Raw genomic sequence first — 14,993 nt, forward strand, 5'->3', positions numbered from 1 at the left:
CTCGGAAGCGGCGGTATCGGTTTGTCGCACAAAAAGCAAAGCATTAGGCATCGAGTGGAAATATCAAGACGGAGCCTATGCATCAGTGACGTCATGGATCGAGGAATAGATCCGGGTCGTGATGAGAGGGATCGACGACGCAGGCAGGGAGAATGCACCTACAGAGGATCTCTACAGCGAACTCGATGCTCTCATGACGATCCGGAAGAAATACGAAGACGGTACGGACACTTACGGCGAGACGGTGCGGGTGATGGAAAAGTTCGGCTCATACGTCAGCAAACACCACAAGGACGTTAAAGACATCTTCAAAGAAGCGGTGACGTCGTTCATGCAGAGCGTCGCGAGGTAGCCATGGCAAAACGGACAACCAAAATACAGAATATGTACAGCAGCAGTTTGCTTACTTCGGCTTGTCGCTGCCGACGGATACCAACAAAATTCCCGTGCTTCCCGCACGGAACCTCATTGCCTACCGCACGATTGTCGACCTGATGGACTCGTACCTCAACGACTCCGAGCGCACACAGTTCTGGCGTGAGAAAGTAAAGTCCACAGAGGATGAGTTTAAAAAAGCATGCCAATACTACACGGCACAAAAAAGCCGGAGCCCGATAACTGCCGGAGTCGTCGGGGCTCCCAGGGTGAATACACGCGCATGATAGAGCGGAGTAAAGCGTTTGAAAAGATTATTAAGATTGCTTCGGCCGTACGCAAACTCATAATCCTCGGTGATCGGAACTTCACCGAAACCGAAATCCGGCCCATCCTGTATGATAATTTTATGGAAGTGTTCCGAACAGAAGGTGCCAGTATCGGCAAACCGTTCCCGTACCCGAAAACAACAGGCAAGCCTTGGGAAAAGTACCGGCGCTACAGCCTTCCCGGAACTTTGAACCGCTGGCAGATCGGCATTTGGAGCGGCGGTACCGCTTACAGTGTTCTCAATATCACGCAGACGGACAACTCCAAAACCACCCTCAGTACAGGCAGAGGCTTGGTGCGCCTGACCATACGATACAACCAATATGCCAATGTCAGCTTCGGGCTCGACAATAAAGCGATAGAAGAAATTAACAAAGCGGTCGCCGAAAGGATCGCAAAAAAGCTTAAGGAGGCGCTCTCATGACGGACGGATTGGACTTAGTGACCATCTTTTTCCGCAAAGCCGCCGATGTCTGGTATGACGAAAACAAAGTGATGCAGACAGGCGCAATCCTTTTCAAGAACATGGCGGACGGCATGGGTATACCTGTATGCAGGATGTTCAGCGGGGGTGCGCAGGAAGCCTCGGAAGGCATTGTCAGAACGTTCGCTATCGATCCGAGATACTCAACATCCAACTACGGCATTGGGAGCGGTTATGATTACCGCGGGGCTCTCCTGATCGAGCTGATGCTTCCCAGCGGTGCTTACGGAGCCGATGCATGGAAAGAACGCAAATATTATGCGCAGATCCTGCAGTACTGCATTGAGCAGGCTTTCACGGACCCCGAACCCTGTACTTCCCGCTTTTTGATCGAATCCATCTCGATCGATTATATGACACAAGGCGACGGTAAATTCGATATCTTCCATACCATCAAAGAAGTAACCAATAAAAAATTAACGGCGCGGGTCGATGTAACCGCCCTCGCCTGGACAGGAGAATAAAATGGAAAAATGTCCCGCAATCCAGAACTCAAGCAACGTTAAAATAAGAGCGGCGTTCCAAACGGATTTTACAACGCCCAACTATACCGACCAAACAGAATTGAGCGCCCGCACCTCTGATCCCTCTCAAGGAAATGTGGAATTTCAGAGCTCCGGGGCTATCGGGCAGGTAGCGCCTGTTGATGTAGCGGCAGTCTCAACTACCGTAGAAAAAAGCATCACGCTCAATAATATGCCCGTACAGCTCAATATGCTGGCCCAGATCGCATTTGGAGCACCAACCGTTAACGATGCGCCGGCAAACCTCGTCAGCATCGGCTTCCGGGGCATGGAAAATGTGCGCCTCACCGCTGCCGCCGACAAACTTTCTTTCGAACAATCCGAAAACGGAACCGATTATACCGAAATATTCAATATTACACTGCCGGCAACCATTGCCGACGTTATTACGGCAGTCAATGCCCAGGACGGCTGGTTCGCCAATCCGGTCTACGGCACCGGTACCGCCAACTGGAGCTGGGAGGGAACTATGCCACTGCAGGAAATTACCTTAGTCCCCGCATCGCCCGTCACCGGAACATCCGCAAAAATCCGCGTTTTCACCCCGCTGAAACAATGCCCGGAATATTGGACGATACTGTACAAAATGTTTGCCGGCAACACGGCTCTCGAATCTTATAGGGCGGATATCGGGGCGCAGGCTACAGGATTCAATATCGCTATGCCGCGCGGCGGTTTCCTCAACCGTGGAAATTCCCTATATCGCTTACAAAAATGTCAGCGTCGATAAGGCTGATGTTCCTAATCCTCCTGCGCCTATGGACAGACGAGGACAATACCGTTCGGCTCCCGATCTCTACCGTATATTCTTAGCCGGGCAATCCTTCCCTGAAATAACCGAAGTCAGCGCCCAGATGACTCTGCAGAACAACCCCGAGAAATCCTGGGATACCACCCAGCTCGCAACAGGCGTAACCAAGTATGACCTGCAGCTGCAGATTAACGGTTTTCTCAGCAACGCGCTCTATACCTTAATCACATCCGCTTATCAAGCAACCAATGCTGACGATTCATCCTTACCCACCATCATTGCTATTACTCATCCGTAGTATGCCGATCCGGTCAATGCCATTCCCTATATGTTTGGATTCATTATGCCAAAAGCCAAAGTATCCCAAGCACCCAATATGCAGGTAGAAGAAGGAGCATTGATCCCTTGTAATTTCGCGATGCAGACAGTGATGCCCAACTCGGACGAAGAAGACTCCGTCTATTTCTTCACGATCAGCTAAGGAGGATAACATGGAATTAAACCTTTACGGAAACAAAAAAGTCGAAATAAGCCGATGCCTTGCAGGACTGACCGAAATGTCCGAAATCCTTACCGGAGAATACGCCAAACGAATCGAGGATGCGGATTTTCTGACCACCAAACCCAAAACAACGCTCCGTGAGGCGCAGGCGCTTAATTATGCGCTGCTCCGGCACCTGAAAAATCCCAAAAACAACACCCTGCGCGGAGCCCTGATCGGCTGTATTGCCAAGATCATCGACCCGAAAAAACACAGCCTTACCAAAGACGGCAAAGCCTTAAAGCTGTCCGCATGGAACTTACTTTTTGTGCCTGCTCCTCTCCTGAGAGTGCTGGCGGGGTCGTTACTCGGTTTTTTTATGATCGAGGGCGCTCTGACTTACAGAGAGCCGAAGCAAGATTTGTCCTCGAGCTCCTCATAAACGGACATTATCAAGGTACAAGTCCGGAGGATTTTTATGCGCATGAGGGACTCGTGCTGCGCTATCACAATGAACGCATCCGCTGCCGCGAGGTGATCGATACATGGTATGCTTACGGGAAAAATATTCTGTACGATCTTCTGTTCTTCACCGGGCACAAACCGGATGAAAAAGCCGACCGAGACACAGCTGCTATGGTTGTGGGGCTCGTAAGAGAGGTATACAATGGAAACCAATCTCAACATAATCATCAAAACAACCTCCGATAATACGGGGCTGGAAGCGCTCGAAGGGGCGACGGAAGCGGCGGATCAATCCACAAAAAAGCTGGACGAATCCCAGAAAAAACAGGGAAAAACCGCGAAAAATTCGTCCAAAGCCAATTCCGGTCTTGCCGGTACTTTTAAAAACTTCGCTTCCCAGCTGCTTGCCGTTGCCGCCGCTTACACCTACTACAACGTGCTGGTCAAGGATGCGATCAATCTTGCCGGTATCCAAGTTAAAGCCGAAAACAATCTGCTTAACTCCCTCAACAACAGGTCCAAAGCAACGGGTAAAGATTTAGATCTTGCCAAACGCCAGTTTGCCTCTTTAAAATCCTTAGCCTCAGCCAAGCAGGAAGACCTCGGCATCGGCGACGAGAGCATCCTTCAAGCATCGCGCTGGTTTGTCTCCGCCGGCGCCAATATAGAGCAAATGGAACGCCTGATCGAAGTTACGTCCGATCTCTCGGAAGCGACAGGCACCGGGCTTAACGAATCGGCTAAAGGCTTGTCGCGCATTTTTACCAATCTCAGCGGCTCTCTCGAAGAACTGCGCAGTAAAGGCGTTGCGTTTACCGATGCCGAAATGGAAATGATCAAGCATATGGACTCCACCAACCAAAAATCAGAGGCTCAGGAGATCGTCCTCAAAAAACTTGAGGCAACCTTCGGTGGTTCCGCTAAAGCTGCGGTCAATGCATTCGGAGACGATCTTAAGCGCCTGGGAAATACCTTTGGCGACTTCCAGGAAACGCTTGGCATGCTCTGAGAAGGTGCATCAGCTCCGGCTGCCCGCGACCTTAAACGCACCCTCGAAGGCTTGATCAATGTATTTTCCTCCACCGAAGCCAAGCAGTTTGTTGCCACTCTCATCGGGATCGGCGGAGCTTTTCAGGCATTCGGGAGCATGACATTGGGTCCCGTGTTAGAGAACCTGGGGAAAATATTCAAAAATCTCGTCAAAGATATGAGTAATTTTTCCAAAGGTTTGGAAAATGCCGGTTCCGACTCGGACATCGTCGTCGGTGTGCTCGCACAAGGTTTTTCCGTAGTCGGCTCCGTGATTGTCGGTATCACGAATAATGTTATATCACTCGGAAAAGCTCTCGGATCTTTATTAACCCTTAATCCGGTTACCATAAAAAATGCGTTTGTGGATTTAGGCGAAACAATGGTAAACTCGCTTGCAAATGCCGGCAAAGAGGTTGCCAAACTATTTGATAAAGAACATCTTAAAAAACAAGGCGCGGCCATAGGCAAAGCCATGAGCCAAGCGTCCGCCCGCAATTATAACATTACTATAGATAAAATCAACAATACAACAGGAGGTTGGTCCACTCCCGAACCGAATCAGAGTGATATCGATGCATCCGCTAAAAGAACTGCCGACCTCTTCAGCCAGAAACTCAAAGACTACATGAAAGCACACGGCACAGAAATCTCTTCCAATATCGCCGGTGTGCTGGACTTTACGGACGCTTTCAGCGGTGTCTTCACTGCGGGCATGAGCAAGGAAATCGAAAACTACGACCAACAGCTCGCCGACCTGGAAAAACGCTATAGCTCACTCTATGATACGATCTCCGCCAAGCAGGAAGCCTTAAGCACCCAAAAAGTCGCCGAAGCCGAAGCCAAACAGGAACGCGAGCTTGCCGCTATGGAAGAGGAGCTGGCACGGCTCTTGCAAAGAACCGACGCTTACCTTTCCTCCGAAGAAAAAAAGAAGTGGTGCGAACTGCAGAAAAACAAAGAAACCATGAAAGCCGAGAAAGAGAAAGCCGAAGCCGCTAAGAAACTGGAAGAAGAGCGAGCCGCTTTGGATAAAAAACTAGCGCAAGAACGGGCCAACCTGGAGTATGCGCAGAGCGTTGCCGATTGGGAAAACCAAAAAGTCTCCTTCGAAGCCAATAAAAAACAGCAGCTTTTCAGTTCGTCCATGGCGATGATCCGCGCGCCGATCGAAGGAATGCTCGGCATCCTCAAAGCCGGAGCCGAAGACGGGCCTGTCGGAGCAGCGATCATGACGGGGATGGTTACCGGAGTAATCGCTAATATCATCGGTTCGGCCATCCAGCTGGCCTCCGCAGCCAACCAAAGCTTTGATGTTCCCGCACCCGTTAAATCCTTCTACACAGGCGGAGTTGTCCCTTTGCAGGAAGGGAATCAGTTCATGATCGGCGGGGGCGATGGGGATGGAGGAGCGCGCCACCGTCCGCGGCGGAAACCTCTACATCGACAACGCCGTCACTACACGCAACCTGCCTCAGAAAAACCAAGGCTTAAGCATCACCGTGCAAAACATGACCGTGCAGACAACGGACCCTGAAGACTTTGCCGAGCAGATGAAAAATCTCTTCTGCAGGGAGCAGTACTTATGACGCAGTTCGAATTGTACGTAGATTCCGCCCCCTTCAGCATCCTAAATGCCTCAGTCTTGTCCTTACCTTCCTACGAAAGTTCTCTGACCGTCGATATCGGAGGATACAGCCGCGGGGTCGTAAAAGGCTCAGGATACAACAAAGCCGCCAATACTTTTACGTTCAAATATGTGATCAACAGCTGGGACTACAATATCATCAAAGATATACAGGCTCAAATTGCCGAATACTTCACCTGGAACCAGCGGCGCACTTACGAAGTCCGCAAGCTCTATAACAGGCAGTGGTACGCAATACGGCTGACCGCGCCCAAATACAAAATGCAGGATATCGAAAACCTGCGCCGAAACGAAATAACCGTTACCTTGACCGCAATCGACAACTATTGGAAAGCTTTGCAGGAATCCGTTACTCCTTTCGTTCCCTCAAGCTCCGAAACGGTTACTCTTAATTTTGACAGTATCATCGAAGTACCGATCCGTTTTGAGGCGCAGCTCGAAGTCCCCGTACAGGACAGCGCCATTCCGTTTTATATGGTTTTCGGCGAGTATGGAGGTAAATTTATGTACATTAATACCGAAATCCCGCCCGGGTATGCCGGCAACAATCTCTTGAGATTCGACAATAACGGCGGACGTGTCGCGGATTTTGATCTCTCTGCCAAAATGTTCGGAAGCCTCCCTTTGGTTTCCGGCAATATGATCCCTCAGTTTGATGCCAATTTATACGTATCGGATATCAATCTTATTATACCCCGGGGGTCTACTGATGAATCTTTTAAGCAGCCTCAACGGCGTTTTATCCCGCATTAATCCTGCTCCCGTTGACATTTTCAAGCCCGATACCGATCCCGATATCGTTGTGTATATCGGCGGCGAACGTTTTGTCTGCGGCATCGGAGACAAGCTAGTCGGTGTTTCCGTTGAATATAATGTCCGCGGCGGAGGGCTCTGCACCCTCGAGTGGGCTTATTTCCAAATCTGCCGCATCGGTGCGCCCGTCACTGTCTATATCGGCACCAATGTCTTCTGGAGCGGCACCGTGATCAACGGAAACGAAAAAAACTGGCAGGCCGAGCCTTTACAGTCCATCTTCGGGCAGATCTATTTCTACGATCCCGCTTACACTCAATACCCCTTTGCCGGAACTGTCAGCGAGCTGGTCAACAAAGTGTTTGCTTACGCGGCTGCACAAAACCCCGCGTTGAAAACAGGGACCGTCGTCAGCTCCGACCTCCTCATCGAGACTGAAGTCAATTCGCGCACCTTAAAAGAAATCCCCGATTCCTGCGCCGAAGTCTTTGAAAACTCCGAAAGTGTCTACGGCATCGACAATACGTACACGATGTTTTTTAATAACCTGCCACGTACCGACGAAGTGCTCGTCAACGAAGAAGACTAAGGCGGAGAAATCAAGTATACAACCGAATCCGACAATGTCATCACCGTCTATTCCGTCTTTAAAAACCGCGAAGTCAAGGTGATCAACGAGCAGGGCGAGGAAGAATTTATCTATCCCGTGGATTTGATCGGCAAAGTCGGCATCGGTCAAGACCCGGTCAGCGGGGCTTATTACCAGCCCGTCGCCAATTATTTCCTTTACGGGCACCGCGAAGAACGTTACGAAATCGACGCGCCCGATATGCTTCCGCAGACCGGGCTCAGGGACGCTTACGCGCTGCTCCGGCGCATCAAGCCTACAACCAAGATCCAAGTACCGTATTACCGCTATGCCAAAAACCAAATCCCTGTCGGCACCAGCATACGGGTGCTGACGCATATAATGCCTTCAACGTTTCCTTAACCGTCACCATAGCCCGCGAAAATGTGCCTGTCAACCCTTCTGCTTCCGGTGCTGTAGCCGTAGTCCAGGAAACCGAACTCAACGATGCTTATGCAGCCGGCAGCAGCGGCTCCGCCAAGATATCCGATCTCCCTGAATGGCTCGAGCAGGCGGGGATCGTCGACAAAATTACCGAGATCACCGTCGGGTATATAGCCCGTTTTAACGGCGTTATTACAGTGAAAAGCGGGGCGTTTACGGACGTTAAACAGTGTGTTGACAGCCCGTTAATCCAGTTTTTTACTGTTAAAAACGAGGCCGGATTCGACAAATTCGATATCGAGATCCTCACCGAAGGCACCATCGACCTGATCAGCATGTACGCACTCGGCAATTACGGCCAAGCCATGCACCGCGGATACCTGCGTGCGGTCGGACTGAAAAGCTCCAATAAAGGGAATTTTTACACCCTGGAAATACAAAGTTACGGAAGCCTGCCGGTGCTCACGGCGCAGCGCCCGCAGGAAAAAATACGCGCCGTCGAAACAATCACTTTAAGAGGTTAATATTATGCAATTATTCGGAGCCGTAAACACATCCATACCCGGCGGACGGCAGGACGGTAAACCAGTTTTGCCGTCCGCCGGGTATTTTTCCCAAAAACTTTCCGGCGCAAACGTCGCCCCCATCGGTGAAAACTTAGTTCTGACCACTGATTATATTATTTCCGAAATCAGTCATTCTCTTTTTGTTCTGAAGGTTTCATGGCAAGGATTCATAATGCCGGGTCAATTTTTTTATGATTCAAATTCCTGATTCAGGCTATATACTGCCTAGTCCGTTCAGTGCTTTTGAAGTCGATACTGAACAAAATACTCTTAGTTTCTTAATCAGAATAAGAGGTGCTGGTTCTCGATTTTTGTCCCAATTAAAATCAGGAGACCAATTAAAATTATCTGGCAGTCTAGGAAAAGGATTTCAAACCAACATACATAATAAAATGATAGTCTGTATCAGCGGTAGTGAAGGAATTGCTCCGTTTTGGAAAGTTATATCTTTGCTCCACAAGGAAAATAAAATAATCCTTCTAGCTGGCTTTCGTGAGCAATATGATGCAGAAATTCTTACATATTTTAGGCCTTGTCAAAATAATGTCGATATACACTATACAATCAACCCTCAACCAGTAACGGATTTACTGACAGGCATTATAGAACCTGATTTTTATATATATGTGGCCCTATTCCTATGATGCAGGCTGTTTGAACCTGACACAATCATGGCAAAATACTCATAAACAAGTTTCGCTAGAAAATAAAATGGCATGCGGAATCGGCGCATGTATGAGTTGTACATAGCTTAAAGACAAATGCATTAAAAGTATGCTTTCAAGGTCCTATATTTGAAGCCCATGAGGTATTTGACGATGCTTAAAACATCCTTTCTTAAATAAGGACACTCAAAAATCCGCTCATTGCAGCATCAGGTACGTTTGGTTTTGGAGAAAATTATCATTCTTTTTTTTCGATCCTAATATATTAGGTGGCATAACATTAAAACCCAGGCTTGGAAACTCAGGAACACGTATTGCTGAAACAGCATCAGGAATGCTCAATGCTATCGGACTGAAAAATCCAGGTATTGATGAATTCGAACGACAGATTCTACCGGCTCTTGAAGATTCCATTAAAAATACTATGATTATTGCCAATATCAATGGAAAAACTATCGAAGAATACGAGCAAATAGCCCAACGAGCCAATGATTGGCATAAAATCGATGCGATAGAATTAAATATTTCTTGTCCCAATGTTAAAGAAGGTAGAATGGCATTTGGAACACAGCCAAAAACTGCAGCAGAAATTACTTCACGTATCAAAAAAATCCTTCATACAAAACTATTAGTTGTCAAACTATCTCCTAACGTCGTGGATATCTGTGCCGTAGCACAAGTAGTTGAAGACGCAGGAGCAGATGCTTTATCTCTGACCAATACTATTTTAGGTATGCGAATCGATATCCATTCTCGTCGACCTATTTTGGGCAATATTTTTGGTGGACTCTCAGGTTCTGCTGTCAAACCTATTGCTTTGTGTATAGTTTAGCAAGTTCGCCAAAAAAGTACGCTGCCCATTTTAGCAGGAGGAGACATTTCTAATGCAGAAGACGGATTAGAATTTTTGATGGCAGGAGCTAATGCTTTATCGATAGGAACAGCTTTTTTCAGTAATCCGTTGGTCACACAGGAAATCATCGAACAACTCGAAAAATACTGTATTAAACATAAAATCAACAATATAAATTCTATTTTAGGTTCAGCTCATCTAACAATTCAAGGAGAAATTCATGAATAATCAAGAACGATTAATTGTTGCTTTGGACCGCTACTCAACAGAAACTGCCATACAATTACTTGATGAACTAGAAGATTCTATTATTTTTTATAAAGTAGGCTTAGAATTATTGCTAAACACCAGAGGTAACATACTTTAGGAACTATCAATACGCAAAAAAAAATTTTCTTAGACTTGAAATTTCATGATATTCCTAATACCACAGCAGTAACCCGTTTTACTTCACACCTACAAAATGTAGATATGTTCAATGTTCATGCTAGTGGATGCAGTGCTATGATCCAAGTAGCTGCCTCTGCTAAGCAGAATCATCAAATACTCTTAGCAGTCACTGTTCTTACTTCATTAAATGATGATATTACTCAACTGTTCAGCACAAACATGAACTCAGCAGAATTAGCACTTACATTGGCGGAGAACTTTCTTACCATAACAAACAATTCTCACGCTCAAATTATATTCAGGAGCTCACTTATGAATAACCAAGCCTTGGAAACAGCCCGAATACTTCTCAATACAAAAGCGGTAAAACTCAATGTGCAGCATCCCTTCACCTTTACCTCAGGAATTAAAAGCCCAATCTATTGCGACAATCGTTATCTTTTAGGATTTCCCGAAGAACGGGACAAAATTATTGATTATTTTTGTTCGCTAACACCCATTCTAGATACAGAAGTCATTGTCGGTACAGCAACAGCCGGTATTGCTTGGGCAGCTATTATTGCAGACCGCTTAAAAAACCTGCTGCTTACGTCCGTGCAGAAAAAAACAACACGGAGCCGGGAAAACTATAGAAGGAGCTGATGTAGCTCAAAAGAAGTTTTCATTACAGAAGATCTGATTTCTACCGGAAAAAGCTCCAAAAAAGTATTAGATATACCTTGCAGAACAACAAGCTGTTATTCAAGGTATTGAAGCTATTTTCACATATGAATTTCCAGAAAGCTCAATAATTTTTGGAGATATTCCATTGTTTACTCTGAGTAATTTTTCTTCTTTACTCTTTGTTGCAGAATCAGAAAATTTTTTGAATCAACAAGAAATTCAAATGGCCAAATATTGGAATTTATCACCAAACACTTGGCAAAATGGTGATTAGAAATACTAATTTAACGTTCACTAGACTCTTGATATTCCTATTTTAGTATCAATACTTCAAAAGCAATTATAGATATTTATAAAATATACTCTAAGTACTGAATTCTTATCTAAAATAACCATTATAACCCTTTATAAATAAAAAAATCTATATCTAAGAAAGCATTTTTTAGATATCATCGATAAAACCGGGAAAATAATATACAATATATATATATATATATATATATATATAGAGAGAGAGAGAGAGAGAGAGAGAGAGAGAGAGAGAGAGAGAGAGAGAGAGAGAGAGAGAGAGAGAGAGAGAGAGAGATAAAAAATCAAGCATTCCATTCTTACTGCTTCATTATTTATCAATCTTTAAGGAAAAGATTACTTTACTATTTTACAGATTATATTTGAAATATTTTGCATATCAGATTGTATCTTTCGAAAAAGACTATAGAAAAATTCAACTTTACAGTTAATATGGTTTTTCATTTCTTCCTTGACAAGCACTAGCAAATAAATTATAATAACTAAAATATAATAATCGCTATAGAGGTATTCATGAAAGCAGTTATTTTAGCAGGAGGATTGGGATCTCGTTTAGGAGAAGAGACAGCACTTCGTCCTAAGCCTCTAGTAGAAATTGGTGGACTTCCTATTTTATGGCATATCATGAAATATTATAGTTCTTTCGGTTGTCAGGAATTTATTATTTGTCTGGGTTACAAAGGTTTTAAAATCAAAGAATTTTTTCTTAATTATATGGCCCATCTCAGTGATTTAAGTATTGATTTTACTGAAAATTTAATTACATATAGTTATGACAGCCATAAAAAAGAACCTTGGAAATTACATCTTGTACATACTGGCGATAACAATATGACTGGTTCACGTATCTATCAAACAAAAAAATTTTTTCACGATGGCGAAGATTTTTGTTTAACCTATGGAGATGGTGTTTGTGACGTTGATATTGCTCAAGAAATAGAATTTCACAAAAAACACGGTAAAATCGGTACAATTTTAGCAGTACATCCTCCAGGTCGCTTTGGAGTTTTATCTGTTGAAGATTCAACAGTAACTTCATTTTCTGAAAAAACCGACAACGAAAAAGGATTCATTAACGGAGGATTTTTTATCTTCAATACAGGTATTTTTAATTATCTTTCTTCTAATGATGATCTTATTTTCGAACAGAAACCTCTGCAAAATCTCGCACAAGATCACCAGTTAAAAGCATTTCAACATAAAGGATTTTGGCAATGCATGGATACTTTACGTGACAAAATATATCTCGAAGAACTATGGCAAACAAAAAATGCTCCATGGAAAAGGTGGTGATATGATTTGTTTGGATACAATAAAACAAAAATTACAAAATAAAACCGTTCTGATTACTGGTCATACTGGATTTAAAGGTACATGGCTTTCTCGTTTTCTCCTTCAATTAGGAGCAAAAGTTGTAGGTATTGGCCTCGATGAAGGGTCAGAATCACTTTTTACTCTCACAAAAACAAATCAAGATATGCTATCCTATATCCAAGACATTAGGGATTATGATACTTTAGTTCAAATTATAAAATCTGAAAATCCTGATATTGTTTTTCATTTAGCAGCACAACCCCTAGTACTAATTAGTTACCAGAGTCCTGTTGAAACATTCAATACGAATGTAATGGGAACAATTCATCTTCTTGAAGCATGCCGGCAATTGGATTCACTACAAAGTATTGTACTGATTACTACGGATAAAGTATATCAAAACAATGAATGGGTTTATTCCTATCGTGAGAATGACCGTTTAGGAGGACATGACCCCTATTCTGCTAGCAAGGCAATGTGTGAACTAGCTATCGAAAGTTATCGTTCCTCCTTCTACAAAAAAACAGGAGTAATATTAACTGCTGTAAGAGCAGGTAACGTTATCGGCGGAGGAGATTTTTCCAAAGACCGTCTCATTCCTGATATTATCAGGTCTATCAAACAAAAAACAGTCCTATCATTACGTTGTCCAAACAGCATTAGACCATGGCAATACATAATGGATGCATTATGGGGATACCTATTAATTTGTACAGCTTCTCTCCAAAATACCCCCCCCCCTACTACCACCTCTTTATTTCGCTTATCACCATCTTATAATATAGCTCCTTTAGATAATTCCAATCAACATACTGTTGAATATATCACATCTCTTTTCATTGAATCACTAGGTCAAGGCAATTATAAAATTGATGAACATACTCATTTTTCTCATGAAACACAAAGGCTTCGATTAGATTCTTCACTCATTCAAGAAGAATTAGGTTGGCGCCCCCTTTTCAATACTAATGAAAGTGTTATCCAAACTGCTTCAGAATATAAAACCTACCTTCACGAACCCGACAAATTAAAACACCATCTTGATTCTTTTATATCCGAATATATCAAGCAAAGGATCTCCTAATGGAAAATAAATTGAAAGAACAAATAATTGCATTAACGAAAGAATATGCAAAGGAAAAATTTTCTTCTGAGTCTTTTATGCCAAGAAAAACAAATATTCCTATCAGTGGTAAAGTTTTTGATTACCATGAAGTATGCAATTTAGTGGAAAGTGCCTTGGATTTTCATCTTACTACCTATCGTTTTAACGCTAGTTTTGAAAAAAAGCTTCGTGAATTTGTTGGTGTAAAATATGCTCTTACATGTAACTCAGGATCCTCAGCAAATTTATTAGCATTATCTGCTATGACATCTCCTCTGATGAAGGAAAAACAAATACTTCCAGGCAGTGAAGTTATTACTGTTGCGGCGGGGTTTCCGACTACTGTGAATCCTATTTTACAAAACAGGCTCATACCGGTATTTCTTGACATTACTCTTCCTACTTATAACATTGATATTTCTATGCTGGAAAAATCTCTGAGTTCTAAAACAAGAGCCATTATGTTAGCACACACATTAGGGAATCCGTTTGATCTTGATGCTGTCATGGAATTTGCGAATAAACATAATTTATGGGTCGTTGAAGATTGTTGTGATTCTCTTGGGGGCACATATGGCGGTAAAAAATTAGGGACTTTTGGCCATGTGTCTACATTAAGTTTTTATCCGGCTCATCATATTACGATGGGAGAAGGTGGAGCCGTTCTGACGGACGATCCTATGCTGAAAAAAGCAATGGAAAGCATTCGCGATTGGGGCAGGGATTGTTGGTGTTCCCCTGGATGCGATGATACTTGCCATAAGCGGTTTAATATGCAGTTTGGTGGGCTTCCGCAAGGCTATGACCACAAATACGTTTATTCTCATCTTGGATATAATCTGAAGATTACTGATATGCAGGCAGCTGTTGCTGATGCTCAAATAGAAAAATTGCCAGAATTTATAGCGATAAGACGGCGTAATTATAAATTGCTCATGGAAAAAATGTCTCAATTTCAAGAATATTTTATTTTGCCAGAACTTACACCTAAAAGTGATCCTTCTCTGTTCGGATTTTTATTAACCGTTAAAAAAACAGCTCCTTTTACCCGTAATGAAATTACTCAATATTTGAATGAAAAGAAAATAGGAACACGCTTATTATTTGCTGGAAATCTGACAAAACAACCCTATATGAAAAATGTACAATATAGAGTTGTTGGTAATTTGGCAAATACAGATGTTGTGATGAATAATACCTTTTGGATAGGTCTTTATCACGGCATCACTCCTGAAATGATCGATTATGTGGTTGATTCTTTCAAAATATTTATCCA

General features: G+C 43.7%; 20 protein-coding genes and 2 pseudogenes. All 22 read left to right on the forward strand.

The window, feature by feature from the left end:
• The first annotated feature begins 93 nt into the window (after positions 1 to 93).
• Positions 94 to 300, forward strand: coding sequence for a hypothetical protein (locus BM018_RS07070; RefSeq protein WP_143280464.1), 207 nt, complete (start codon positions 94 to 96; stop codon positions 298 to 300).
• Positions 301 to 658: 358 nt separating this feature from the next.
• On the forward strand, positions 659 to 1,129 hold the full coding sequence (locus BM018_RS07075; RefSeq protein ID WP_092320044.1) for a hypothetical protein: 471 nt from the start codon (positions 659 to 661) through the stop codon (positions 1,127 to 1,129).
• The gene (locus BM018_RS07080; RefSeq protein WP_092320046.1) at positions 1,126 to 1,653 is read left to right on the forward strand and encodes a hypothetical protein; all 528 of its coding nucleotides are present in this window, start codon (positions 1,126 to 1,128) and stop codon (positions 1,651 to 1,653) included. The genes BM018_RS07075 and BM018_RS07080 overlap by 4 nt, the downstream gene beginning before the upstream one ends.
• Before the next feature lies 1 nt (position 1,654).
• Complete coding sequence (locus BM018_RS07085) at positions 1,655 to 2,443, forward strand: hypothetical protein (protein ID WP_092320048.1); 789 nt, start codon at positions 1,655 to 1,657, stop codon at positions 2,441 to 2,443.
• On the forward strand, positions 2,400 to 2,762 hold the full coding sequence (locus BM018_RS07090) for a M24 family metallopeptidase (protein ID WP_092320050.1): 363 nt from the start codon (positions 2,400 to 2,402) through the stop codon (positions 2,760 to 2,762). The genes BM018_RS07085 and BM018_RS07090 overlap by 44 nt, the downstream gene beginning before the upstream one ends.
• 193 nt (positions 2,763 to 2,955) lie before the next feature.
• The gene (locus BM018_RS07095) at positions 2,956 to 3,387 is read left to right on the forward strand and encodes a hypothetical protein (protein WP_092320052.1); all 432 of its coding nucleotides are present in this window, start codon (positions 2,956 to 2,958) and stop codon (positions 3,385 to 3,387) included.
• 225 nt (positions 3,388 to 3,612) lie between these two features.
• A complete protein-coding gene (locus tag BM018_RS07100; protein ID WP_092320054.1) occupies positions 3,613 to 4,419 on the forward strand; it encodes a hypothetical protein in 807 nt (268 codons plus the stop codon).
• A 51-nt stretch (positions 4,420 to 4,470) separates the two neighbouring features.
• Positions 4,471 to 5,976, forward strand: a complete 1,506-nt coding sequence (locus tag BM018_RS07105; RefSeq protein WP_143280468.1) for an AAA family ATPase — start codon at positions 4,471 to 4,473, stop codon at positions 5,974 to 5,976.
• 48 nt (positions 5,977 to 6,024) lie between these two features.
• Entirely contained in the window at positions 6,025 to 6,840 is an 816-nt protein-coding gene (locus BM018_RS07110) for a hypothetical protein (protein ID WP_092320058.1), read from the forward strand.
• Entirely contained in the window at positions 6,797 to 7,429 is a 633-nt protein-coding gene (locus BM018_RS07710; RefSeq protein ID WP_143280469.1) for a hypothetical protein, read from the forward strand. Before BM018_RS07110 ends, BM018_RS07710 begins: the two co-directional genes overlap by 44 nt.
• Positions 7,430 to 7,507: 78 nt before the next feature.
• Entirely contained in the window at positions 7,508 to 7,831 is a 324-nt protein-coding gene (locus BM018_RS07715; protein WP_143280470.1) for a hypothetical protein, read from the forward strand.
• Between the two features lie 23 nt (positions 7,832 to 7,854).
• The gene (locus tag BM018_RS07120) at positions 7,855 to 8,376 is read left to right on the forward strand and encodes a hypothetical protein (RefSeq protein WP_092320062.1); all 522 of its coding nucleotides are present in this window, start codon (positions 7,855 to 7,857) and stop codon (positions 8,374 to 8,376) included.
• Between the two features lie 4 nt (positions 8,377 to 8,380).
• Entirely contained in the window at positions 8,381 to 8,626 is a 246-nt protein-coding gene (locus BM018_RS07125) for a hypothetical protein (protein WP_092320064.1), read from the forward strand.
• Positions 8,610 to 9,062 (forward strand): ferredoxin reductase domain-containing protein, encoded by a 453-nt coding sequence (locus BM018_RS07130; protein WP_092320066.1) that lies wholly within the window; start codon positions 8,610 to 8,612, stop codon positions 9,060 to 9,062. The genes BM018_RS07125 and BM018_RS07130 overlap by 17 nt, the downstream gene beginning before the upstream one ends.
• A gap of 197 nt (positions 9,063 to 9,259) precedes the next feature.
• A pseudogene (locus BM018_RS08100) lies at positions 9,260 to 10,164 on the forward strand (dihydroorotate dehydrogenase).
• Positions 10,157 to 10,303 (forward strand): orotidine 5'-phosphate decarboxylase / HUMPS family protein, encoded by a 147-nt coding sequence (locus tag BM018_RS08210; RefSeq protein ID WP_143280471.1) that lies wholly within the window; start codon positions 10,157 to 10,159, stop codon positions 10,301 to 10,303. The pseudogene BM018_RS08100 and the gene BM018_RS08210 overlap by 8 nt, the downstream one beginning before the upstream one ends.
• Positions 10,304 to 10,326: 23 nt before the next feature.
• Entirely contained in the window at positions 10,327 to 10,968 is a 642-nt protein-coding gene (locus BM018_RS07140) for an orotidine 5'-phosphate decarboxylase / HUMPS family protein (protein WP_268751020.1), read from the forward strand.
• 166 nt (positions 10,969 to 11,134) lie between these two features.
• Positions 11,135 to 11,263, forward strand: a complete 129-nt coding sequence (locus BM018_RS08215; protein ID WP_268751019.1) for a hypothetical protein — start codon at positions 11,135 to 11,137, stop codon at positions 11,261 to 11,263.
• A gap of 262 nt (positions 11,264 to 11,525) precedes the next feature.
• Positions 11,526 to 11,729, forward strand: a pseudogene (locus BM018_RS08355) (hypothetical protein); the annotation flags it as partial.
• 82 nt (positions 11,730 to 11,811) lie between these two features.
• On the forward strand, positions 11,812 to 12,591 hold the full coding sequence (gene rfbF, locus BM018_RS07150) for a glucose-1-phosphate cytidylyltransferase (protein ID WP_092320070.1): 780 nt from the start codon (positions 11,812 to 11,814) through the stop codon (positions 12,589 to 12,591).
• Position 12,592: 1 nt separating this feature from the next.
• Positions 12,593 to 13,696 carry a CDP-glucose 4,6-dehydratase gene (gene rfbG, locus BM018_RS07155; RefSeq protein ID WP_092320072.1) on the forward strand — a complete coding sequence of 368 codons (1,104 nt, stop codon included), beginning with the start codon at positions 12,593 to 12,595 and terminating at the stop codon, positions 13,694 to 13,696.
• Positions 13,696 to 14,993, forward strand: a 1,298-nt coding sequence (rfbH, locus tag BM018_RS07160; RefSeq protein WP_092319981.1) for a lipopolysaccharide biosynthesis protein RfbH, incomplete at its 3' end; no start/stop codon positions are given. The genes rfbG and rfbH, both read left to right, overlap by 1 nt.

Source organism: Brevinema andersonii, from assembly GCF_900112165.1.
GTDB lineage: Bacteria > Spirochaetota > Brevinematia > Brevinematales > Brevinemataceae > Brevinema > Brevinema andersonii.